This is a genomic window from Streptomyces sp. NPDC059166 (assembly GCF_042755185.1).
GTDB lineage: Bacteria > Actinomycetota > Actinomycetes > Streptomycetales > Streptomycetaceae > Streptomyces.
Genome location: NZ_JBHZCI010000002.1, coordinates 13,060 through 33,859 on the forward strand (window position 1 = coordinate 13,060; position 20,800 = coordinate 33,859).

Genomic DNA, 20,800 nt, shown 5'->3' on the forward strand with positions numbered 1-20,800 from the left:
GTGCGGAGCCCCCGCCCCGGGGTCCGCCCCGGGTTGAGTTGTCCCCGGCCGCGACCGGGCCGATGCTGGTAGTACCCAGCGGCTGCCGCTGAGGCGTCCCTGGCCGTACGCGGCCGAAGGAGGCCGTCATGGCCACACATGTCCTGCATTCCCCGGGCCGGCACCGGAGGCCGGCCCCGGACGAGACCCCCCGACGCGGGCCCGGGCGTCGTGGGACCACCAAACTGGACGAGCACCTTCCCGTCGACCACCGGCTCAGCAAGGTCTACCGGGTAGGGGCGGGCCTGATGGGCCTGCTGCTCGTCGCCTTCGGGATCCTGGGGCTCATCGACCGTATCGGGATCTTCGACACCGGCGGTGACACGGTGGCGGGGCTGAACACCAACGGCGCCCTGAGCATCCTGTCCATCTGTGTCGGAGGGCTGCTCTTCGTGGGCATGGTCATCGGCGGCAACTTCGCCTCGACGCTGAACATGGTCCTCGGTATCGCCTTCATCCTCAGCGGGTTCGTGAACCTGGCCCTGCTGGACACCGGTCTGAACTTCCTCGCCTTCCACATGCAGAACGTGCTGTTCAGCTTCATCACCGGCCTGTTGCTGATGATGTTCGGGATGTACGGGCGGGTCAGCGGCGGACTCCCCCACGACAATCCGTACTGGCGTGCCCGTCATCCCGACGAGGTCGCGCTGGAGGAGCGCCGCGAACGTCCGCCGATGCCCGGGGTCACGCGGGGCGGGAGGCTCTAATCTGGGGCCATGCCCCGTTACGAGTACCGCTGCCGCCCCTGCGGCGAGACGTTCGAGCTCAGTCGCCCCATGGCCGAGTCCTCCGATCCCGCCTCCTGCCCCGCCGGGCACGAGGACACCGTGAAGCTGCTCTCCACCGTGGCGGTGGGCGGCTCGGCCTCGGCCGGGTCCTCCCCCGCCCCGGCACCCGCCGGCGGCGGGGGCGGCGGATGCTGTGGTGGCGGCTGCTGCGGCTGACCGGAGGGCCGGGGCCGCGTACGGCGACTCCGGGCCGGCCGGGGTGACGCGGCGGGCGGTGCGCGGAGTCAGCTCCTGCGGCGGGACAGTGTCAGCCCGTCCGCCACGGTGAGCAGCACACTCTCCATCCGGGGGTCGGCGGCCACATGGTCGTTGAACCCCCTGATGGCCGCCGTGGCGCCGGTGCCCAGTGGGTCGGTGACCGTCCCGTGGAAGAGGACGTTGTCGGTGACGACGAGTCCGCCCGGGCGCATCCGGGGGACCAGTTCCTCCCAGTACGGGATGTAGTTCTCCTTGTCCGCGTCCAGGTAGGCCAGGTCGATGTGGGGTTCGGCCGGCATCGCGCGCAGGGTGTCCAGCGCCGGTGCGATCCGCAGGTCGACGCGGTCGGCCACGCCGGCCTTCTCCCAAGCCGCGCGGCCGTACGCGGTCCACTCCTCGGAGATGTCGCAGGCGATCAGCACTCCGTCCGCCGGCAGTGCCTGGGCCATCGACAGCGCGGAGAAGCCGGTGAAGGTACCGACCTCGACGATGTGGCGCGCGCCGGTCAGCCGGACGAGGAAGGCGAGCAGCGGGCCCTGCTCCTCCGCGGACTGCATGCCCGCGTGACCGGGGAGTTCGGCGTAGGTGGTCTCCACGAGCCCTCGCTGCACCTCGTCCAGCGGCGGGTTGTGGGCCAGCGTGTAGGCGTACAGCTCATCGGTGATCCTGGTGGTGTTGCCCTTGGTCATGCGGGTCCTCCCGGGTGGCGACGGGGCGTCCAGCTTGCCGAAGATCGCGGGCGAGCGCTCAGCGACCCGCCCGACGGGGCTCGGCGGCGCGCAGGAAGCGGCGCAGGATCTCCTCCCCGGCGGCGGCGCCCCGTTCCCTGAGGGGCTCCGTCCCGGGTGCGCCCCATCCGCAGTCGGCCAGCTCCCCGTGGCCGGGCCGCCAGCCCTTGTCGGCGGCGAGCAGGAGGTCGGCGTCGAGCAGGGAGTCCCCGGCGGCGAGCGTCAGTGTGGCTCCCGAGCGGCGGGCCACCTCGCGCATCGCGGCGCTCTTGGTGAGCGGCTTGGGTACGGCGTAGATCTTCCGGCCCTGGAGGGAGACGGTCCAGCCGCGGGGGTCGGCCCACGCGGCCAGTTCCTTCACCCAGCCCTCCGGGAGGGCGCCCCGGTCGACGACGAGGTAGGCGAAGAGGTCCTCGGCGACCCGCTCCTTGAGCAGCCAGGCGGGGTGGCTCACGGCTGCGAGGTGCGCGCGCACCTCGGCGAGCGAGGCGCACTGGTCGGCGATCCTGCCGGTCACTTCCGCGTGCCATCCCGGGTCGGAGACGCCGTCGACGAGGAGGTGCCCGCCGTTCGCGCAGATGGCGTACCTGGGCGCCGGTCCCGGCAGGTGGATGCGGCCGTACTGCTCCCGGGTCCGTGTCGTGGTCGGGACGAAGACCGTGGTGCGGGCGAGTTCGTCGAGCAGCGCGGCTGCGGTCTCCGTCATGTAGCTCAGCGGTGCGCCGCCGTAGACCTCCACGCAGAGCAGGCGTGGAGCCTGTTCGTCCGGCATCGCCAACTGGAGTGACGCGGCCGAGTAGATGAGGGTCCGGTCGAGGTCGCTGGCCACCAGTGTGACGGGCTCTTCCGCGGCAGGGCCGGCATGGGTGTCCGGGGTGTCGCTCACTTCGCCGTCACCGCCGTGCCGTCCGCGCCGGTGGCACCGCGCGTGTACTTGGGGTGGATCAACCCGACGCAGGTGTAAGGGAGTTCGTCGACCTCCTCGACGGGTACGCCGCGCTGCTCGGCGAGCAGCCGTACGTGGTCGAGGTCGGTGCCGGCGCCTCGCTTGGCGAGGATCTTCCAGGGGACGCGGCGCAGCAGCACCCGGGTCGTCTCGCCGACACCGGGCTTGACCAGGTTCACGTCGTGGATGCCGTACTCCTCGCTGATGCGCTCCACGGCCGCCCAGCCCTCCCAGGTGGGCGCGCGGTCCGCGGCGAGCAGCTCCTTCACCTCGGCGTCCACGGCGCCCGCGACCTCGTCGAAGCGGGCGGCGACGGTGTCGAGGAAGAGACCTGAGACGTCGGCGCCGGCCAGCTCGCGGTAGAACTTCGCGCCGTGGAAGTCGTGCGGGCCGACCAGGTCGGCCCGCAGCACGGTACGGGAGATCAGGCCGGACACCGTGGAGTTGAGGCAGGCGGAGGGAATGAGGAAGTCCTCCCGTGTGCCGTAGGTGCGTACGCAGCCGCCGGGATCGGCCAGTACGGCGATCTCGGGGTTGAAGCCGTCGAACTCGCTCAGGGCGGCGGCGAGTTCGCGGGTGATGGCGCCCTTCCCGGTCCAGCCGTCGACGAACACGACGTCCGCCGGGTCGTGGTGGGCGGCGAGCCAGCGCAGGGCGTGGGCGTCGATGCCGCGGCCGCGGACGATGGAGACGGCGTAGTGGGGCAGGTCGATGCCGTGCTGGTGCTGCGCCCATCGGCGCATGAGTACGCCGACGGGGGTGCCGGCCCTGGCGAGGGAGACCAGGACCGGGCGGTGGAGGGTGTTCTCCCCGTCGGGGCCGGGGCGTGACCGCTCGGCGAGGACGGTCTCGGTGACGGTGCCCACGGCGCGGGCGATGCGGGCCGCGGAGTCCTCCAGGGCCGCCCTGAACAGTTCCTGGTACTGCGGGGTGGGCTGGTATTCGACGGGCAGCGACTCGGCGTAGTGCGCGCCGCCGCTCTGGATGGCTTCCTCACGCTCCTCGGTGGGCGCCTCCAGAGGCGTGTCCGAGAGGTCCTGGAGCAGCCAGCCGACGTCGTCGGCGGCGTAGGAGGAGAAGGCGGGGCCGCGGAGGGGTTCGGGCAGCATGGCTTCCTCTTCCTTGCTGTCGGAGCACGGCGCAGGGGCCGTGAGACCGGCCGGCTCGGGCACCGGCGCGGGGGCCGGCCGGCCTGTCCTCGGGGCGGCAGGCGGCGGGACGTAGGACGGGACGACCACGAGCAGGACCTGGCCGGTGTGCCGGGCGAGCTGGGCGAGCAACCCGTCGGGGGCGTGGAGTGCGGGGGTGTCGCCGGTGGAGTCGACGACGGCTACGACCGCGTCGAATCCGGCGCCGGCGACGTTGTAGGCGAAGCGGTCGCCCGGCCCGTCCGCGGGTGCGTCGTGCGCGGGGAAGACCAGGCGGCTGCGTATCGCGTAGCCGGGGTCGTCGACGGCGAGCACGGGCGAGCGGGTGGTGGTCGAGTAGCGGACCTCGGCGGTGGTGGCGTCCTCCAGCGCGGTGGCCAGCCGCAGCGGCGCGTACATCAGCTCCTCGAAGCCGAGTACGAGGACCTGGCGGACGTCGTCGGCCAGCACGCCGGCGACACGGGCGGCCATGGCCGGGAGGGCCGCTTCCAGCGCGGCGCGGTGGGCGGGGGTGAAGCCGTGGCGCCCGCCGTCGGGCACACCGGCGGGCCAGTCGAGAGGGACGCGGACAGGGGCAGGTGGGGTGCCGTCATCCGCGCCGCCGGGCGCGCCGTACCCGCCACCGCCCGCGACACCGGTGCCGGCGGCGTCGCGCGCGTCGTACTCGGCCACCAGGCTCAGGCCCTTCTCCAGCACGCCGTCCGGCAGCCGGACGGTGCCTCGGGCCCTCGCCACCAGGTCGACGCGGGCGCCGATCTCCCGCGCGAGGTCGGCCAGCCGCCCCTGGTCGGCCTCGGAGCGCATGTCGACGAGGGCGACGACCACGTAGTGGTTGCGGGGGTGTCGCGCGTGGAGCGCCCGGATGGTGTTGAGGACGGTGTTGCCGGTGGAGAACTCGTCGTCGACCAGGACCAGCGGTGCGTCGCCGTCACCGGCGTCCAGCAGGCCGGGGTCCTCGGGCAGCAGAAGGTGGGTGGTGGCGTGCGAGTGCGCCTCCTCGAAGCCGCCCGCCTGGGCGACCCCGGGGACGGGGCGGCGCGTCGAGTGGAGGTACGGGGCCACCCCGAGCCCGTCGGCGACGGCGTGACCGAGGCCCGTGGCCGTCTCCGCGTAGCCGAGGACCACCGCGCGGCGGGCGTCCGCCTCGCCCAGCAGGTTCCGTACCCGCTCGCCCAGCTCGAAGCCCACTCCGTGGACGACCGAGGGCCGCTGCGGCACGTGTTTGCCCAGGACGTTCGACACGAGCAGGTGGGCCCGCCTGGGATTCCGGCGCAGGGCGAGGCCCAGCAGCTCCCGGAGCTCGCCGTCCCCGGCCAGCTCGACCCCGAGCCGCTCGGCGACCCAGTTACCCGACCACTCCACGTCCACTGCCTCTTCTTCCCGTACGCGCCCGCGCTCCCGCGGGTGCTCGCGAGCCCGTATTCGCTCGTGTTCCGTTGTGCGCCCTGGTTCTCGTCCGTGCTCACCCATGCGCCGGCTCAGTCCGTCACGCCGGCGGCCAGGAGCTCCACGAAGCCGATGTCCTCGCGGGCGACCCCGAAGACCTCGGCCCGCCGCAGGGTGCGTTCGGCCCAGGCCCTGTGCGGTTTCACTTCGTTCATCTTGTTCGTGTAGGCGGAGCGCAGCACCCCGCCACCGCCCCGCTCCGGCCGCAGGATGTCCTGGGCGTCGCTGTACTCCTCATGGCTGACGACCGACAGGGCGTGCACCGGCAGGACGTGGGACGGGTGGATGCAGGTCTTGCCGAGCAGCCCGTTGGCCCGGTCGAGTTCGATCTCGCGCAGCAGGCCGTCGAGGTCGTGCTCGATGAGCGTGGTGCGCAGGTCCTCGGCCTGGCCGGCGAAGGGGCTGCGGCGCAGCTGGGGCTTGAACATCCTCTCCTGGAGGCGGAAGTACTCCCACACCGGTCCGGTGATGGTGAACCCGGTGCCGTCGGACCGTCCGAGCATGTTCACCACGTCGCCGATGACCGCGCCGACGATCTGGACGTCGTACGCGGTCATGTCCGGCGCCCGCCGCAGGCCGTAGGCGGAGCAGAAGTCGGTGACGCCGAGCCGCAGGGCGAGGATCCGGTCGCGGTACTTGTCGACGGTGCGGGCGATCCCCCGGAGGGTGTCGCTCCTGGTCTCCAGGTGCAGGAGCTCGGGGGATTCGAGGACGGGCATGGCGAACAGCCGGCGGCCCGCGACCGCCTCGGCGGCGGTCAGCGCCTCCAGGAAGAGCTCACCGCGCTCCTCCGTGAATTTCGGAAGTACGAAACCGGACAACAACCGGACGGAGCTTCCCAGCCGTCGCGTGAGGTCGGAGATCTGTTCCGGTTCACGGACCCTGACGAAGAGCAGCGGGATGTCGTCGGCCCGCTCCGCGAGGTCGGCGAACTGCCTGACCAGATTGGCCTCGGCTCCGACGACTTCGGCGTCGTCGATGGAATCCTCCAGGCAGAGCACCATGGAGACGACTCCCAGACCGGCCTGCTTGACGACGTCGTCCGCGAGCCTCGGCCGTGTCGCGGGGCTGTAGAGCGTGGCCCCCAGCGCCGCCGACAGCACGTCCGCCGGGGAGTCCGCGTCGAATTCGCAGGGCTCCCTGAAGAAGAGGCTCTCCCGGACAGCGGGCGGGATGTGCCCGAAATGACGCATGTGATTCCCCCGTACTGCCATAGAGACCGGACAAACGTATGGCCGGTAATAGTACGTTCGGACAGGTGTCGCCAGTTCCCTCGCCGTATGAACTTCGGGTGTCCCCGGTGTATCCGCCACCGCGCGCGGCGCGCCTGCGTGCTCCGCACTCGTGACACCTGGCCTACTGGTCCGCACCCCCGCGTTGTCCGGGCACCCCACCAGCAGGCAGGATGACCGCCATGACGCACGCGATGCTGAAGGGCTCGAACGTCCCTCTCGACGCCACGGCGGTACGGGCCGTGCTGCGCTGGACACCGGGCGCCGGTGTCCCGGACGTGGACGCCTCCGCCCTGCTGATCGGGCCCGACGGACGAGTGCGTTCCGACGAGGACTTCGTCTTCTACAACCAGCCCCGGCACCCGTCGGGCCTGGTGCGGCGGCTGCCGAAGCGGAGCGGGCCCGAGGGCCTCACGGACACCATCGAGGCGGACCTCTCCGCGCTCGACCGCTCCGTGGACCAGGTCGTGATCGCTGCGTCCTGCGACGAGTCCCCCTTCGAGCGGGTGACCGACCTGCGGATATCGCTGTACGACGCGGCTTCCGCGGAAGGCGAGCCGATCGCCGTGTTCGACGTCCGGGCGGAGACCGGCGAGGAGACCGCCATCATCTGCGGTGAGCTCTACCGTCGCGGCGACGGCTGGAAGTTCAGGGCGGTGGCGCAGGGGTACCCGACGGGGCTCGTCGGGCTGGCCACCGCGTTCGGGATCTCGGTGGACGAGGCCGAGGCGGCCTCCGAGCCGGGCCCCGCAGCGGTGACCGGACAGACCGGCGCGTCCGCGTCGGTTCCGGCCGCCGCGGCCGCTCCGGCGCCCGACTCCCAGGCCACGGTCCAGCACCAGCAGCCCTCCTACGGCTACCCGCAGCCCTCCGTGGCGCCCCAGCCCTCCTACGGCTACCCACAGCCCTCCTTGGCACCGCAGCCGGGGTACGGCTACCCGCAGCCCTCCTCGGCACCGCAGCAGCCCGCCTACGGCTACCCGCAGCCCGCCGCGCAGCCGGCGTACGGGTACCCGCAGCCCGCGGCGGCGGCCGCACACGCGGCGGACCCGAACTTCGTGCTGCCCCCTCAGGGACCTCAGTTCATCCGGTCGTGAGCCGGTGGCGCGGCCGCCTTTCGCGGTGCTCACTCAGGCCCGCGTCTTGTAGCCGCGTCCCCACTGCATCCCGAAGCCGTACATCCGGTCCAGTTCGGACTGGAAGCCGTAGACGAACTTCACCTCGCGGCGCACGATGAGCTCGCCCTTGACGTTCTCCACCGTGAAGACCGCGCAGGAGCGGGCCTGGGGCGCCCGTTCGTCCAGCTCGATCTCGATGCGCGGGCCGTTCCCCGGGTAGAGCGTCACCTTGGCGTGCGTACGGTCGAAGGCCGGGGTCTGGTCGTAGATGTAGACGAAGAAGAGCAGTCGCTTGAGCTCGTCGCGCTTGTCCAGGTTCACGTAGACGGTCTCGCCCGACGGCGCTCCGAAGCGGTCGTCCCCGCTGAGCCTGATGTAGGGCGGTGCGTTCAGGTCACCGATCAGGTTGCCGAGGGGCTGGACGACCCCCTTGGTCCCGTCCTGCAGTTCGTACATGCACCCCAGGTCCAGGTCGACGTTGACCATGCCCTGGGTGTGGGCCTGGACCACCTCGGGCTGGAAGAGCTTCAGAGGGCGCCGCAGCCGGCCGCTCTGCCGCGACCTGCCGCCGATGTCGGACGTACGCATCCGCCACGACAGGTTGACCCGCAGGTTGCCCGACAGGGCGCCCTGCTTGTTCAACGAGACCGTGGCGTTGCGCCTGGAGAGCACGATCGAGTTCGTGGCGGAGCTGCCCGACTCGAACTGCGACGCCCGCCGCGGGAAGAGCCCGTCCCAGAACGCCATCCCAACCCCCCACATCTCGATGGCCGCCCACCCGTGGTGCACGGCACTGACACCCCCGCACGTGACTGCGGGGCGGCCTCAGGACCGGGTCCGGGTGTTCCCCGGAGCACCGCCGCCTTGGGCCGCCCCGCAGAGAGAGCGTTCCTCATTCCTTACCGGGTCACACCCCGGAGGACACTTCCGCCTTGGAATCGGGGCCGCCGCCCTCGCCGCCGCTCGCCTCGATCGCCTTGTTCCGCCGGACCGAGGACCAGAACGACCAGCCGATCAGCACGACGCCGACGAGACCCGTGATGATCTCGTTGATCTCGTACCGGATGGTGACGAGCAGGATGACCGAGAGGGCGCCGATCGCGTAGTGCGCGCCGTGCTCCAGGTAGACGTAGTCGTCGAGCGTGCCCTGACGGACCAGGTAGACCGTGAGCGAACGGACGTACATCGCGCCGATGCCGAGGCCGAGCGCCATCAGGACGATCTCGTTGGTGATGGCGAAGGCGCCGATGACACCGTCGAACGAGAAGGACGCGTCGAGGACCTCGAGGTAGAGGAACATGAAGAACGCGGCCTTGCCCGCGAGGAGGACGCCCGAGACCGGCTTGCCGGCCTTCCTGGCCTCTTCCTCGGCCTCCTGCTCACGCTCCTCCTCCTCTTCGAGCTTGTTCTCGAAGAACCCGGAGAGGCCGCCGACGACGAGATACGTGATCAGGCCGGCGATCCCGGAGAGCATGACGGTCGAGGCCTTGTCGGCGTGCCCGCCACCGTGCTGGTGGGCGTGGGTCGCGACGGTCATCGCCGCGATCAGCAGGACGATCAGCGCGACGCAGACCGACAGCATGTCGACCTTGCCGAGCTTGGCGAGCGGGCGCTCGATCCAGCGCAGCCACTGGATGTCACGGTCCTCGAAGATGAAGTCGAGGAAGATCATGAGAAGGAACATGCCACCGAAGGCGGCGATCGACGGATGGGCGTCCGTCACGAGTTCCTTGTAGCGGTCAGGGTCGTTGAACGAGAGGTCGATCGCCTCGATCGGACCCAGTTGCGCGCTGATGGCCACGATCACGACGGGGAAGACCAGCCGCATACCGAAGACCGCGATGAGCACACCGACGGTGAGGAAGATCTTCTGCCAGAAGGCATTCATCTTCTTCAGAATCCCGGCGTTGATCACCGCATTGTCGAAGGACAGCGAGATCTCCAGGATCGACAGGATCGCGACGATGCCGAATGCCTGCCACCCCCCGTAGAACACCGCTGCGACCAGGCCGATCGCGGTGACCGCGAACGACCAGCCGAAGGTTTTCAGAAGCACTGGCTACCCCATCGTTTAAGTAACGGGTCTCCCCCGCGCCGTGCGCGGCTTTACGAAACGTTGACCCCGAAGTCTAGAGCGATGCCCCGGAGCCCTGACGCGTACCCCTGTCCCACTGCACGGAATTTCCACTCGCCGCCGTACCGGTAGAGCTCGCCGAAGATCATCGCCGTCTCGGTGGACGCGTCCTCGCTGAGGTCGTACCGAGCGAGTTCCTGCCCGTCCGCCTGGTTCACCACACGGATGAAGGCGTTGCTGACCTGCCCGAAAGTCTGTCCACGGTTGTCGGCCTCATGGATCGAGACCGGAAAGACGATCTTGTCGCAGTGCGCCGGCACCTGCGTGAGGTTCACGATGACGGACTCGTCGTCGCCCTCACCCTCGCCGGTGAGATTGTCCCCGGTGTGCTCCACGGAGCCGTCGGGGCTGGTGAGGTTGTTGTAGAAGACGAACCACTCGTCGCCGAGGACGCGGCCCGACTGGCACAGCAGCGCGCTGGCGTCGAGGTCGAAGTCGGCTCCCGTCGTGGATCGTGCGTCCCAGCCGAGCCCGACCAGCACCTGCGTCAGATTGGGTGCGGCCTTGGAGAGGGAGACGTTGCCTCCCTTGGCGAGCGTGACGCCCATGGTGTGTCCTCCCCGAGTCGATGGACGGTCTTGCCGGCCGGGCGCGGCCCGGAGGGACACCGGGCGTCCGGCCGACGCGTCCGGCGCCGCACAGGGGTGCGACGCCGGACGAGGTGGTGCATGAGGTGTCCGGAGCGTGCTGGAAGCGCCCTCCGGACGGGCTCAGACGTTGACGCCGAAATCCTGCGCGATACCGCGCAGGCCCGAGGCGTACCCCTGGCCGATGGCGCGGAACTTCCACTCCGCGCCGTTGCGGTACAGCTCGCCGAAGACCATGGCGGTCTCCGTCGAGGCGTCCTCGCTCAGGTCGTAGCGCGCGAGCTCGCTGTTGTCCGCCTGGTTCACCACGCGGATGTAGGCGTTGCGCACCTGGCCGAAGCTCTGCTGACGGGTCTCGGCCTCGTAGATCGAGACCGGGAAGACGATCTTGTCCACGTCGGCCGGTACGGCGGCGAGGTTGACCTTGATGACCTCGTCGTCGCCCTCGCCCTCACCGGTGAGGTTGTCGCCGGTGTGCTCCACGGAGCCGTCGGGGCTCTTGAGGTTGTTGAAGAAGACGAAATTCCCGTCGCTGCCGACCTTGCCCCCGGCGTTCGTCAGCAGTGCGCTGGCGTCGAGGTCGAAGTCACCGCCGGTCGTCGTACGGGCGTCCCAGCCCAGACCGACGATGACCGCGGTCAGGTTCGGTGCGGCCTTGGAGAGCGAGACGTTGCCGCCCTTGCTGAGGCTGACTCCCACGAGTCCTCCAAAAGTGTTGAGAGGGCCGGCAGACACCAGCGCCCCCGTCGTGCGTGGCATCGGATCAACGATTGGATCCTAGTGACCGGTTCCCTGCCGAAACAGGCTTTCGGCGCGGAACCGCGACAGATCCCCGCCGTGACGCGGCGGGGAGCCCACAGGTCAGATCGCGTCGAGCGCCTTGACGTAGTCGTTCAGGTCGCGCGCGTCCGGCAGTCCGTTGACGACGGTCCAGCGGACCACGCCCTCCTTGTCGATGATGAACGTGCCGCGGACCGCGCAGCCCTTGTCCTCGTCGAAGACCCCGTACGCCCGAGAGGTCTCGCCGTGCGGCCAGAAGTCCGAGAGCAGGGGGTACTCCAGGCCCTCCTGCTCGGCGAAGACGCGCAGGGTGTGGATGGAGTCGTTGGAGACGGCGAGCAGCTGGGTCTCGTCGTTCTCGAACTTCGGGAGCTCGTCGCGGAGCGCGCAGAGCTCTCCCGTGCAGACACCGGTGAAGGCGAAGGGGTAGAAGAGCAGGACGACGTTCTTCTCACCACGGAAGTCGGAGAGCTTCACGGTCCGCCCGTGGTTGTCCTTCAGCTCGAAATCCGGAGCCTTCGTGCCGGCCTCGATCGCCATGTAAACGCATCCCTTCGCGAACGTCGCACTTCCCCGGGCTGGGCCGTCCGGGTGACTCCCACCCTACGCAGCGGAGGTACGCCGGGCGGGGGAGGCCCGCCCGGCACGTACGAGGGCCCCTGACGGCGTGGTCGCCGTCAGGGGCCCTCGGTCGTGTCCGGAAGAGCTCAGCGCTTGGTCTTGGCACCCTTGGGGGTGACCAGACGGCTGCCCGTCCAGTCCTTGCCCGCGTTGATGCTCTTGGTCTGGGCAAGACCAGCTGTCTGGGCAGCCTCGTTGATGTCGCTCGGCTCGACGTAGCCGTCGCGGCCGGTCTTGGGCGTCATCAGCCAGACCGCCCCGCCGTCCTCGATCAGACCAATGGCATCCACCAGCGCGTCCGTAAGGTCGCCGTCCTCGTCACGGAACCAGAGCAGGACGACGTCAGCGACGTCGTCGTAGTCCTCGTCGACGAGATCCTGGCCGATTGTGGCCTCAATGCCCTCACGGAGCTCCTGCTCGACGTCGTCGTCGTAGCCGATCTCCTGGACCACCTGTCCGGGTTCGAACCCAAGCCTCGCGGCCGTGTTGGTCCGTTCCTCCGCGTGGTCCGCGGTCGCGCTCACGGGTTGCCTCCTGATCATGTTTCGGAAAATGCTTCAGCCACGCGCGTGCGCGGGGCGTTGGCCGTAGTCCACACGGGCTCGGCGAATCGCGCAAGTACCCGGCGTCCGAGACCGCCTGAACGGTGACGTTCCCTGCCACGTCGCCGCAGGCTCGGGCGGTCTCCTGCGGGGCCCGGAACTGCGTCCCGGCCCTTTACGTCCTTCCTCAGCTTATGCCGTTTCCCTCCGGCATTCGGATTCGAACGGGCTTTGGGAACGTTTGACCGGGTTGGGCGTAGGGTTGCGATTTCGGCGGGAGCCGGTCCGGCGCCCGCGGTACACGTGCCCGGACACGGCGTCCGCGAACCTTGTGTTACCCCACAGTAGAGGTGACGTTTAGGTCCCCGAGGTACACGATGGAGGCGGCGTGGAGCAGCCACCCCGGGGGTAGGTTCCCCGCAGCCAGGCCCCGAAGAGCACCACCGAACAGCGAAGGAACAGTGTGGCTTCCGGATCCGATCGCAACCCGATCATCATTGGCGGCCTTCCGAGCCAGGTCCCGGACTTCGATCCTGAAGAGACCCAGGAATGGCTCGACTCCCTCGACGCCGCCGTCGACGAGCGAGGCCGTGAGCGCGCCCGCTACCTGATGCTCCGGCTCATCGAGCGTGCGCGCGAGAAGCGCGTGGCCGTGCCCGAGATGCGCAGCACCGACTACATCAACACGATCGCCACGAAGGACGAGCCGTTCTTCCCCGGCGACGAGGAGATCGAGCGCAAGGTCCTCAACGCGACCCGCTGGAACGCCGCGGTGATGGTCTCCCGCGCGCAGCGTCCCGGGATCGGCGTCGGTGGGCACATCGCCACGTTCGCGTCCTCCGCCTCGCTGTACGACGTGGGGTTCAACCACTTCTTCCGCGGAAAGGACGACGGCCGCGGCGGCGACCAGATCTTCTTCCAGGGACACGCGTCGCCGGGCATCTACGCCCGGGCCTTCCTGCTGGACCGGCTGAGCGAGGCGCAGCTCGACGGCTTCCGCCAGGAGCAGTCGAAGGCCGGGCACGCCCTGTCCAGCTACCCCCACCCGCGGTCCATGCCGGACTTCTGGGAGTTCCCGACGGTCTCGATGGGCCTCGGCCCGCTGGGCGCCATCTACCAGGCGCGGATGAACCGCTACATGGAGGCGCGCGGCATCGCGGACACCTCCGACTCGCACGTCTGGGCCTATCTCGGCGACGGCGAGATGGACGAGCCGGAGTCCCTGGGGCAGCTGTCCATCGCCGCACGTGAGGGCCTGGACAACCTCACCTTCGTGGTCAACTGCAACCTGCAGCGCCTCGACGGCCCGGTGCGCGGCAACGGAAAGATCATCCAGGAGCTGGAGTCGCAGTTCCGCGGGGCCGGCTGGAACGTCATCAAGCTGGTCTGGGACCGCACCTGGGACCCGCTGCTGGCCCAGGACCGCACGGGCATCCTGGTCAACAAGCTGAACACCACGCCGGACGGCCAGTTCCAGACGTACGCGACCGAGACCGGGGCGTACATCCGCGAGCACTTCTTCGGTGACGACCCGCGGCTGCGCGACATGGTCAAGGACATGTCCGACGACCAGATCCTGCACCTGGGCCGTGGTGGCCACGACCACCGGAAGGTGTACGCGGCGTACGCGGCGGCCAAGGCCCACAAGGGCCAGCCGACGGTCATCCTGGCGCAGACGGTCAAGGGCTGGACGCTCGGCCCGAACTTCGAGGGCCGCAACGCGACCCACCAGATGAAGAAGCTCACGGCCGACGACCTCAAGCGCTTCCGCGACCGCCTGCACATCCCGATCGCGGACAAGCAGCTGGAGGACGGCAACCCGCCGTACTACCACCCAGGCCGTGACTCGGAAGAAATCCAGTACATGCACGACCGCCGCAAGGGTCTGGGCGGTTACGTCCCGACGCGTGTGGTGCGCGCGAAGCCGCTGCCCCTTCCCGACGAGAAAGCGTACGCGACCGCGAAGAAGGGCTCGGGTCAGCAGTCGATCGCGACGACCATGGCCTTCGTGCGCGTCCTGAAGGACCTCATGCGGGACAAGGAGATCGGCAAGCGTTTCGTGCTGATCGCGCCCGACGAGTACCGCACCTTCGGCATGGACGCCTTCTTCCCGAGCGCGAAGATCTACAACCCGCTCGGTCAGCAGTACGAGTCCGTCGACCGTGAGCTGCTCCTCGCGTACAAGGAGTCGCCGACGGGTCAGATGCTGCACGACGGCATCTCGGAGGCGGGCTGCACCGCCTCGCTGATCGCCGCGGGTTCCGCCTACGCCACGCACGGCGAGCCGCTGATCCCGGTGTACGTCTTCTACTCGATGTTCGGGTTCCAGCGCACCGGCGACCAGTTCTGGCAGATGGCCGACCAGCTGTCCCGCGGCTTCGTGCTGGGTGCCACGGCCGGGCGTACGACCCTGACCGGTGAGGGCCTGCAGCACGCGGACGGCCACTCGCAGCTGCTCGCGTCGACGAACCCCGCCTGCGTCTCCTACGACCCGGCGTTCGGGTACGAGATCGCGCACATCGTCCAGGACGGTCTGCGGCGCATGTACGGAGAGGAGAGCGAGGACGTCTTCTACTACCTCACCGTCTACAACGAGCCGATCCAGCACCCGGCCGAGCCCGCCGACGTCGACGTCGAGGGCATCCTCAAGGGCGTGCACCGCTACCGGGCCGGCGAGAAGGGCCGGATCCCGGCCCAGATCCTGGCCTCCGGTGTGGCGGTCCCGTGGGCGGTCGAGGCGCAGCGGATCCTCGCCGACGAGTGGAACGTGAAGGCGGACGTCTGGTCGGCGACCTCCTGGAACGAGCTTCGCCGGGAGGCCGTCGAGGTGGAGCGCCACAACCTGCTCCACCCGGAGGAGGAGCAGCGCGTCCCGTACGTGACGCGGAAGCTCTCCGGCTCCGAGGGCCCGTTCGTGGCGGTCTCGGACTGGATGCGGTCGGTGCCCGACCAGATCGCCCGCTGGGTGCCCGGCGCGTACCAGTCGCTGGGTGCGGACGGCTTCGGCTTCGCGGACACCCGGGGCGCGGCTCGCCGGTACTTCCACATCGACGCTCAGTCGATCGTGCTGGCGGTGCTGACGGAGCTGGCGAAGGAGGGCAGGATCGACCGTTCGGCGCTGAAGACGGCGCTGGACAGGTACGAGCTGCTGGACGTGGCCGCGGCGGGCCCCGGCCCGGCCGGCGGTGACGCGTAGGGACACCGGTTCCCGGTGGAAGGGCGGCGGGCCGTGGGTCCGCCGCCCTTCCGCGTCCCGCCGCCGGGGCCGGAGGCCGTACGCGTGCCGGCGGGCCCGGGCGCCTGGGTGCCCGGCTCAGTTCTCCCAGATCTTGAAGGCCCTGACCGTGTACGGCGACCGGGGCACCCAGGTGCCGCCGCCCGGGTAGGTCTCGAACTCTCCGGTCTCGGCGCACTCGGCCGACTGGTAGGTGGTGACGGGCCGCCCGGTGCGGTTCACGAGAGCCTGAGCGGAGCCGCCGCCCGGCAGCGGGACGCAGCTCTCGATGCCGACGGTGGACAGTTCGTGGCTCTGGGCCTTTCCCTTGAAGTCGGGCTTGGCCCAGAGGCAGAGCTGTCCGGCCCCGCAGGGCGCGAGCCCGGCGGGTGCCGCCTTCGGAGCGGCGTCCGGGCGCTCCTTCGCCGCGGGCCGGTGGTCGGCCGAGGGCGCGGCACCGGACTGGAGCGCGGTGGCGGGGACGAGAGCGGTGGCCGCCAGGGTGGCGGCGAGAACGGTCGTACGCATGGTGGTCAACCCCCGTGGTCGAGCGGGCCGGGTGGCCCGCATGAGCGCACTCTGACCTGCGCGGAGGCGGCTCGGGAAGGGGGCAGCCGCTGGATCACCCTGATAGGCGACAGCCCCGCCGGAGTCGTCCGGCGGGGCTGTCGGATGCGCTGTGTTGACGTCCCCCGATGGCCCGGGAAGCCGTCCCGGCCGGGGGCGGGGCAGGGGTCAGATGTGGCCCGCGCCCATGCCTGCCTCGGCGTTCGCGCCGCGCTTGGTGAGTGTGGCGACGAGCGCGGCGACCACGGCGACGATGCCGGCGACCATGAACGCGGAGCTCATGCCCGACACGAACGTGTCATGTGCGACGTCCGTGATCTTCGCGGCGATCTCCGGCGGGGTGCCTGGGGCGACGGGCGGCATGCCGACCTCGATGGCGGACGACGCCTGGTCCAGCTGCGCCTGGCCGACCGGCGGGAGTTCGGCGGCCTTCCAGTTGTCCCCGAGCTGCGCGTCGACCTGCGAGGCCATGACGGCCCCCAGGACCGCCGTACCGAGGCTGCCGCCGACCTGCATGGCGGCCTGCTGGAGCCCGCCCGCGACCCCGGAGAGCTCCAGCGGGGCGTTGCCGACGATGACCTCGGTCGCGCCGACCATGACCGGTGCGAGGCCGAAGCCGAGCAGCGCGAACCAGAGCGACATGGTCAGCGTCCCGGTGCCGATCGTCAGCTGCGACATGCCGAACATGGCGATCGCCACCGACACCATGCCGCCGACCAGCGGCACACGCGGACCGAACCGGGTGATCGCCGCTCCGGCCAGCGGGGAGCCGACGATCATCATCCCGGTCAGCGGGAGCAGGTGGAGCCCGCTGTCGACCGGGCTCATGCCGTGGACGTTCTGGAGGTAGAAGGTGACGAAGAACAGACCGCCCATGAAGGCGAACGCCATCAGGACCATGAGGACCACACCGGCCGAGAGCGGCACGGAGCGGAACATGGCCAGCGGGATGAGCGGCTCGCGGACGTTCTTCTGGGAGAGCGCGAACACGACGAACAGGACGATCGCCGCTCCGAGGAAGCCGAGCGTCTTCGCGTCGCCCCAGCCCCACTCGGAACCCTTGATCAGCGACCAGATCAGGCAGAACATCGCCTGGGACAGCAGCACGATGCCGCCGATGTCGAAGGACCTCGGCGCGTTCTCGGCCCGGTGGTCCCTGAGGATCACGAGGCCGAACAGGAGCGCGATCACGCCGACCGGCACGTTGATGAAGAAGACGGACTGCCAGCTGACGTGCTCCACGAGGACGCCGCCGAGGATCGGACCGCCCGCAGTGGAGGCGCCGATGACCATGCCCCAGATGCCGATCGCCATGTTCAGCTTCTCGGCGGGGAAGGTGGCGCGCAGCAGGCCGAGCGCCGCCGGCATGAGCAGCGCGCCGAAGAGGCCCTGGAGCACCCGGAAGAGGATCACCAGGGTGACGCTGTCGGAGAGCCCGATGGCCGCCGAGGCGGCGGCGAATCCGGCGATGCCTATCAGGAAGGTCTGACGGTGGCCGAAGCGGTCACCGAGCTTGCCCGCGGTGATCAGGGAGACCGCGAGAGCGAGCATGTAGCCGTTGGTGATCCACTGGACGTCGGCGAGCGAGGCGCCGAGGTCCTGCTGGATGGCCGGGTTGGCGATCGCGACGATCGTGCCGTCGAGCGCCACCATCATCACGCCGATGGCGACGGCGAAGAGTGTCAGCCAGGGGTGGCCGCGCAGTCCCTTCGCCGGTGCGGGAACAAGGGTGTCTTCAGGCTCCCGCGGCGCCTTCTCGACAGTGGTCTGACTAGTCATGCGCCGGACATTATGGCAGTCACTGACAGTTGACAAACCAATTCACTAGACAGTAACTGTCGCGTATCCCACAGGCAGACCGGTCAGGTGGAAAAGGCGGAACGGGGTCCGGTTCGTGACCCGCGGGCAGACGTACGGGGTCTCCCGGTCCGGTGCTCCGGCCGGGGTGCGCGGACGCGGGACGCGGCGCACCCGCGAGGCCCCGGAGCGGCCGCCCCCACCACGTCGTAACGCGGTACGAGCGGGCCGCCCGGCGGCCCGGGATGGTGGCGGAGCGTGACGGGCGCGCCCCGGACACGGACCCGCGCGCCCCGGGCCGGCCGTCACCTCGCCCCCAGGGGTGACGCGTCCGATCAGCAGGCTCCGGGGACCGCGCGAGGAGGCCGGGCGGACGAGCTCCGCGATCCGGCCGAACGGCGGCCGGCCCAGCTCCCACCTGCGCTCTCCGCGGACAGGCGCTCACTCCGGGAACGCCCTTACGCGTTTCGCACAGGTGTGCCGCATCCCTCTTCGCGGGCGCATGGCCGATCTCACAACACCTCCGGCGCGGGGGCCGGTTCGCGGGTTCCCGCACCCCTCGCGCACACCGGAGCGTGGAGCCGGCGCACACGGAGCGTGAGAGACGGGCCGTCAATTCCCCGCGACCGGGTGATGCGTGTCACCCCTGCGCCGAGGCCCCGCGCGCGTCTCCTAGGGTGGGGCGCAGTGACTTCCTTCGACTCATCCCCCACGCTCACCGTATGGCGCGCCCTGCTCGCCGTAGCGGTCGTGTTCGTGATGCTGGCGACCACCGGGTGGACCGCCGTGCGTCAGCAGCACTCCTCCTCCCCGCGCGAGGCCGCTCTCGCCTCCTGGGCCAAGGACCGGATAGGCGGTCACTCCCTCCCGGACGTGGGCGCGCCGGCCTATCGGCTGGCGCACTTCTTCGCGACGCTCACAGCGGGTCAGCAGGTGGCCCTGGCCGACAAGTACCCGCTGGTCGTGGGAAATCTGAACGGTGCGCCGGTCACCCTGCGCTACCGGGCCAACCGGGACGCGCTGGCCCAGGCCCGGGCTGCGGAGGAGCAGCGGACCCTGGACCCACGCCTGTCCCCGGACGGGCGCCGCGACGCGGCGTCCCGGCTCCATCGCTTCAGCTCCCTGCTGAAGGGCGACCGGCAGATCCTCTCCTTCGACCCGTCGGGCCGCGGCCGGGCCGCGGAGGTCTTCGGCGACCTCGACCGGGCCGACCGGGTCTCGGTCGTCGTGCCGGGTGTCGACACGAACCTGCTGACCCTGGAGCGCAGCGGGGCCAAGGAGAACGCGGCGCCCGTCGGAATGGCGCGGTCCCTCTACGGCGCCGAGCGCTCGGCCCGACCCGGTTCGCGTACGGCAGTCATCGCCTGGGCCGACTACACGGCGCCCGCCGGCATCGGCATGGACGCGGTGCTGGGCGGGCTCGCCGAGCAGGGAGCCGTCCGGCTGAACGGCCTGCTGGACGCGCTGCCGGGCACGTCGGACGTCTCGCTGTTCTGCCACAGCTACGGCTCCGTGCTGTGCGGTGTGGCCGCCCGGGGCCTGCCGGACAGGGTGTCGGACATCGCGGTCGCCGGGAGCCCGGGGATGCGCGCGGACAACGCCGGCGCCCTGCACACACGTGCCCGGGTGTGGGCGATGCGGGACAGCGACGACTGGATCGCGGACGTGCCGAACATGGCGGTCGGCGGTCTCGGACACGGGGCCGACCCGGTCGACCCGGCCTTCGGCGCGCGGATCGTCTCCGCGAGCGGGGCGGTGGGACACAGCGGCTACTTCGAGCCGGGCACGGAGAGCCTCAGCAACTTCGCGGCGATCGGTGTGGGTGCGTACGACTCGGTCAGCTGTGCGCATGCCGACGGTTCGTGCCACCGGGAGATTTCCGGCGGAGAAGCGGCCTGACGCGCGTAGAAGATCGTCCGACGCGCGTAGAGAACGGCGAACGGCCTGTCCGCCCGGCCGAATCCGCCTGTACCGGAGGGGGACGTGCGGGCCTGTGCCACATACGATGAGGCACATGGGTGATGTGCTGGCCGGAATTCATGCCACCTGGGAGTTCGACACCGACTCCGTGCTCATCCGCTTCGAACGGGGCATTCGCACACCGAGGCTCTACCAGAGTCTGCGCGAGCGCCGCATTCCGTACGCGGCGCTGTCGTCGGTGACTCTGACCCCGGGCAAGCGGGGCACCGTGGTGCTGCACGCCGTGCCGAGACCCGGCGCCGATCCACTGCTGGAGGCGGCGGCCGGGCAGCTCAAGGAGGGGTGCGACCCCTATCGCCTGGTGCTGCCGGCCGAGCTGGAGACCCTCGCCGAGTACTACGCCGACGAACTGCGCGCCACGCTCACGGACGAGGCGGCCCAGCCCGCCGAGCGCTTCCTCGTGACCGCCCCGGAAGCGCCGATGAACTTCAAGGCCTACGACGGGCGGGCGGGCTTCGACGGCGCCCTGGTCTCCTTCCGCTGGTTCTGGACCGGGGCGTCGAGCGCCAAGTGGAAGGCGGGCGACCAGACCTTCCCCGTCGCGGAACTGGGCGGGGTCGAGTGGCGGTCGCCCGAGGCCTTCGAGGGGTACCTCCGGCTGGTGCCGCGCGGTGTCGCCCCCGACGCGGACACGGGCCCCGCCCCGGTCGCCGCGGGCCGCGTCCAGCCCGACCAGGATCCCGCGTCGGTCGTCTTCGGCCTGGGCTACGGCCCGGTGCACGAGTCGCTGCCCTTCGCGGCGGCGGTCCTGGAGTCGGTGCGGCGTACCCAGACGGTGCCCGTCGCGACCGCGCCGGTCCCCGTGGGCGCGCGACGCGACCCGGCGGACATCGCGGAGCGGATACGCCACCTCGGCGATCTGCACCAGGCGGGCCTGGTGACCGACGCCGAGTACAGCGCGAAGAAGGCGGAACTGCTCGCCGAACTGTAGGGCG

The 20,800-nt window shown here is 70.4% G+C and carries 18 protein-coding genes; 6 read left to right on the forward strand and 12 right to left on the reverse strand.

Annotated features, from left to right (window positions below; genetic code table 11):
• Nucleotides 1-128 precede the first annotated feature (128 nt).
• Nucleotides 129-746 carry a DUF4383 domain-containing protein gene (locus ACFXOA_RS01525; protein WP_385020778.1) on the forward strand — a complete coding sequence of 206 codons (618 nt, stop codon included), beginning with the start codon at nucleotides 129-131 and terminating at the stop codon, nucleotides 744-746.
• Between the two features lie 9 nt (nucleotides 747-755).
• Nucleotides 756-983, forward strand: a complete 228-nt coding sequence (locus tag ACFXOA_RS01530) for a zinc ribbon domain-containing protein (RefSeq protein WP_385020781.1) — start codon at nucleotides 756-758, stop codon at nucleotides 981-983.
• 68 nt (nucleotides 984-1,051) lie between these two features.
• Here ACFXOA_RS01530 and ACFXOA_RS01535 read toward each other — a convergent pair whose 3' ends face one another.
• The 4 genes from ACFXOA_RS01535 to ACFXOA_RS01550 form a co-directional block, all read right to left on the reverse strand.
• Complete coding sequence (locus ACFXOA_RS01535) at nucleotides 1,052-1,714, reverse strand: O-methyltransferase (protein WP_385020784.1); 663 nt, start codon at nucleotides 1,712-1,714, stop codon at nucleotides 1,052-1,054.
• A gap of 58 nt (nucleotides 1,715-1,772) precedes the next feature.
• Nucleotides 1,773-2,639: an HAD family hydrolase gene (locus ACFXOA_RS01540; protein WP_385020787.1), complete on the reverse strand. Its 867-nt coding sequence runs from the start codon at nucleotides 2,637-2,639 to the stop codon at nucleotides 1,773-1,775.
• Entirely contained in the window at nucleotides 2,636-5,215 is a 2,580-nt protein-coding gene (locus ACFXOA_RS01545) for a phosphoribosyltransferase (RefSeq protein ID WP_385020790.1), read from the reverse strand. Before ACFXOA_RS01545 ends, ACFXOA_RS01540 begins: the two co-directional genes overlap by 4 nt.
• A 110-nt stretch (nucleotides 5,216-5,325) precedes the next feature.
• Nucleotides 5,326-6,486, reverse strand: a complete 1,161-nt coding sequence (locus ACFXOA_RS01550; RefSeq protein WP_385020793.1) for an HpcH/HpaI aldolase/citrate lyase family protein — start codon at nucleotides 6,484-6,486, stop codon at nucleotides 5,326-5,328.
• A 212-nt stretch (nucleotides 6,487-6,698) separates the two neighbouring features.
• Between ACFXOA_RS01550 and ACFXOA_RS01555 the strand changes: the two genes are divergently transcribed.
• Nucleotides 6,699-7,622, forward strand: coding sequence for a TerD family protein (locus ACFXOA_RS01555; protein ID WP_385020796.1), 924 nt, complete (start codon nucleotides 6,699-6,701; stop codon nucleotides 7,620-7,622).
• Between the two features lie 33 nt (nucleotides 7,623-7,655).
• On the opposite strand, the gene ACFXOA_RS01560 is transcribed toward ACFXOA_RS01555, so the two are convergent.
• The 6 genes from ACFXOA_RS01560 to ACFXOA_RS01585 all read right to left on the reverse strand — a co-directional run bounded on the left by ACFXOA_RS01560 (nucleotide 7,656) and on the right by ACFXOA_RS01585 (nucleotide 12,289).
• On the reverse strand, nucleotides 7,656-8,390 hold the full coding sequence (locus tag ACFXOA_RS01560) for a Tellurium resistance (RefSeq protein WP_385020799.1): 735 nt from the start codon (nucleotides 8,388-8,390) through the stop codon (nucleotides 7,656-7,658).
• Nucleotides 8,391-8,550: 160 nt separating this feature from the next.
• Nucleotides 8,551-9,699: a DUF475 domain-containing protein gene (locus tag ACFXOA_RS01565; RefSeq protein WP_385020802.1), complete on the reverse strand. Its 1,149-nt coding sequence runs from the start codon at nucleotides 9,697-9,699 to the stop codon at nucleotides 8,551-8,553.
• A 50-nt stretch (nucleotides 9,700-9,749) separates the two neighbouring features.
• Nucleotides 9,750-10,325, reverse strand: coding sequence for a TerD family protein (locus tag ACFXOA_RS01570; protein WP_145763295.1), 576 nt, complete (start codon nucleotides 10,323-10,325; stop codon nucleotides 9,750-9,752).
• 162 nt (nucleotides 10,326-10,487) lie between these two features.
• Nucleotides 10,488-11,063 carry a TerD family protein gene (locus ACFXOA_RS01575; protein WP_385020805.1) on the reverse strand — a complete coding sequence of 192 codons (576 nt, stop codon included), beginning with the start codon at nucleotides 11,061-11,063 and terminating at the stop codon, nucleotides 10,488-10,490.
• A gap of 162 nt (nucleotides 11,064-11,225) precedes the next feature.
• On the reverse strand, nucleotides 11,226-11,684 hold the full coding sequence (locus ACFXOA_RS01580) for a peroxiredoxin (protein ID WP_385020808.1): 459 nt from the start codon (nucleotides 11,682-11,684) through the stop codon (nucleotides 11,226-11,228).
• 167 nt (nucleotides 11,685-11,851) lie between these two features.
• Nucleotides 11,852-12,289 carry a DUF3052 domain-containing protein gene (locus tag ACFXOA_RS01585; RefSeq protein ID WP_362544157.1) on the reverse strand — a complete coding sequence of 146 codons (438 nt, stop codon included), beginning with the start codon at nucleotides 12,287-12,289 and terminating at the stop codon, nucleotides 11,852-11,854.
• A 481-nt stretch (nucleotides 12,290-12,770) separates the two neighbouring features.
• Here ACFXOA_RS01585 and aceE point away from each other — a divergent pair, with 481 nt between their 5' ends.
• Entirely contained in the window at nucleotides 12,771-15,503 is a 2,733-nt protein-coding gene (gene aceE / locus ACFXOA_RS01590) for a pyruvate dehydrogenase (acetyl-transferring), homodimeric type (protein WP_385020812.1), read from the forward strand.
• Nucleotides 15,504-15,620: 117 nt separating this feature from the next.
• Here aceE and ACFXOA_RS01595 read toward each other — a convergent pair whose 3' ends face one another.
• Complete coding sequence (locus ACFXOA_RS01595) at nucleotides 15,621-16,049, reverse strand: peptidase inhibitor family I36 protein (RefSeq protein ID WP_385020815.1); 429 nt, start codon at nucleotides 16,047-16,049, stop codon at nucleotides 15,621-15,623.
• Between the two features lie 207 nt (nucleotides 16,050-16,256).
• On the reverse strand, nucleotides 16,257-17,744 hold the full coding sequence (locus ACFXOA_RS01600; protein WP_385021401.1) for an MFS transporter: 1,488 nt from the start codon (nucleotides 17,742-17,744) through the stop codon (nucleotides 16,257-16,259).
• A gap of 828 nt (nucleotides 17,745-18,572) precedes the next feature.
• On the opposite strand from ACFXOA_RS01600, the gene ACFXOA_RS01605 reads away from it, so the two are divergent.
• Together ACFXOA_RS01605 and ACFXOA_RS01610 are read left to right on the forward strand one after the other, a co-directional pair.
• A complete protein-coding gene (locus tag ACFXOA_RS01605; protein WP_385020818.1) occupies nucleotides 18,573-19,784 on the forward strand; it encodes an alpha/beta hydrolase in 1,212 nt (403 codons plus the stop codon).
• Between the two features lie 115 nt (nucleotides 19,785-19,899).
• Entirely contained in the window at nucleotides 19,900-20,796 is an 897-nt protein-coding gene (locus ACFXOA_RS01610) for a DUF4429 domain-containing protein (RefSeq protein WP_385020821.1), read from the forward strand.
• Nucleotides 20,797-20,800 lie beyond the last annotated feature (4 nt).

Coding starts and splice junctions, on each gene's coding strand:
- ACFXOA_RS01525 (WP_385020778.1), top strand. CDS start 129: ATGGCCACACATGTCCTGCATTCCCCGGGCCGGCACCGGAGGCCGGCC.
- ACFXOA_RS01530 (WP_385020781.1), top strand. CDS start 756: ATGCCCCGTTACGAGTACCGCTGCCGCCCCTGCGGCGAGACGTTCGAG.
- ACFXOA_RS01535 (WP_385020784.1), bottom strand. CDS start 1,714: ATGACCAAGGGCAACACCACCAGGATCACCGATGAGCTGTACGCCTAC.
- ACFXOA_RS01550 (WP_385020793.1), bottom strand. CDS start 6,486: ATGCGTCATTTCGGGCACATCCCGCCCGCTGTCCGGGAGAGCCTCTTC.
- ACFXOA_RS01555 (WP_385020796.1), top strand. CDS start 6,699: ATGACCGCCATGACGCACGCGATGCTGAAGGGCTCGAACGTCCCTCTC.
- ACFXOA_RS01560 (WP_385020799.1), bottom strand. CDS start 8,390: ATGGCGTTCTGGGACGGGCTCTTCCCGCGGCGGGCGTCGCAGTTCGAG.
- ACFXOA_RS01570 (WP_145763295.1), bottom strand. CDS start 10,325: ATGGGCGTCACGCTCGCCAAGGGAGGCAACGTCTCCCTCTCCAAGGCC.
- ACFXOA_RS01580 (WP_385020808.1), bottom strand. CDS start 11,684: ATGGCGATCGAGGCCGGCACGAAGGCTCCGGATTTCGAGCTGAAGGAC.
- ACFXOA_RS01595 (WP_385020815.1), bottom strand. CDS start 16,049: ATGCGTACGACCGTTCTCGCCGCCACCCTGGCGGCCACCGCTCTCGTC.
- ACFXOA_RS01600 (WP_385021401.1), bottom strand. CDS start 17,744: ATGATGGTGGCGCTCGACGGCACGATCGTCGCGATCGCCAACCCGGCC.
- ACFXOA_RS01610 (WP_385020821.1), top strand. CDS start 19,900: ATGGGTGATGTGCTGGCCGGAATTCATGCCACCTGGGAGTTCGACACC.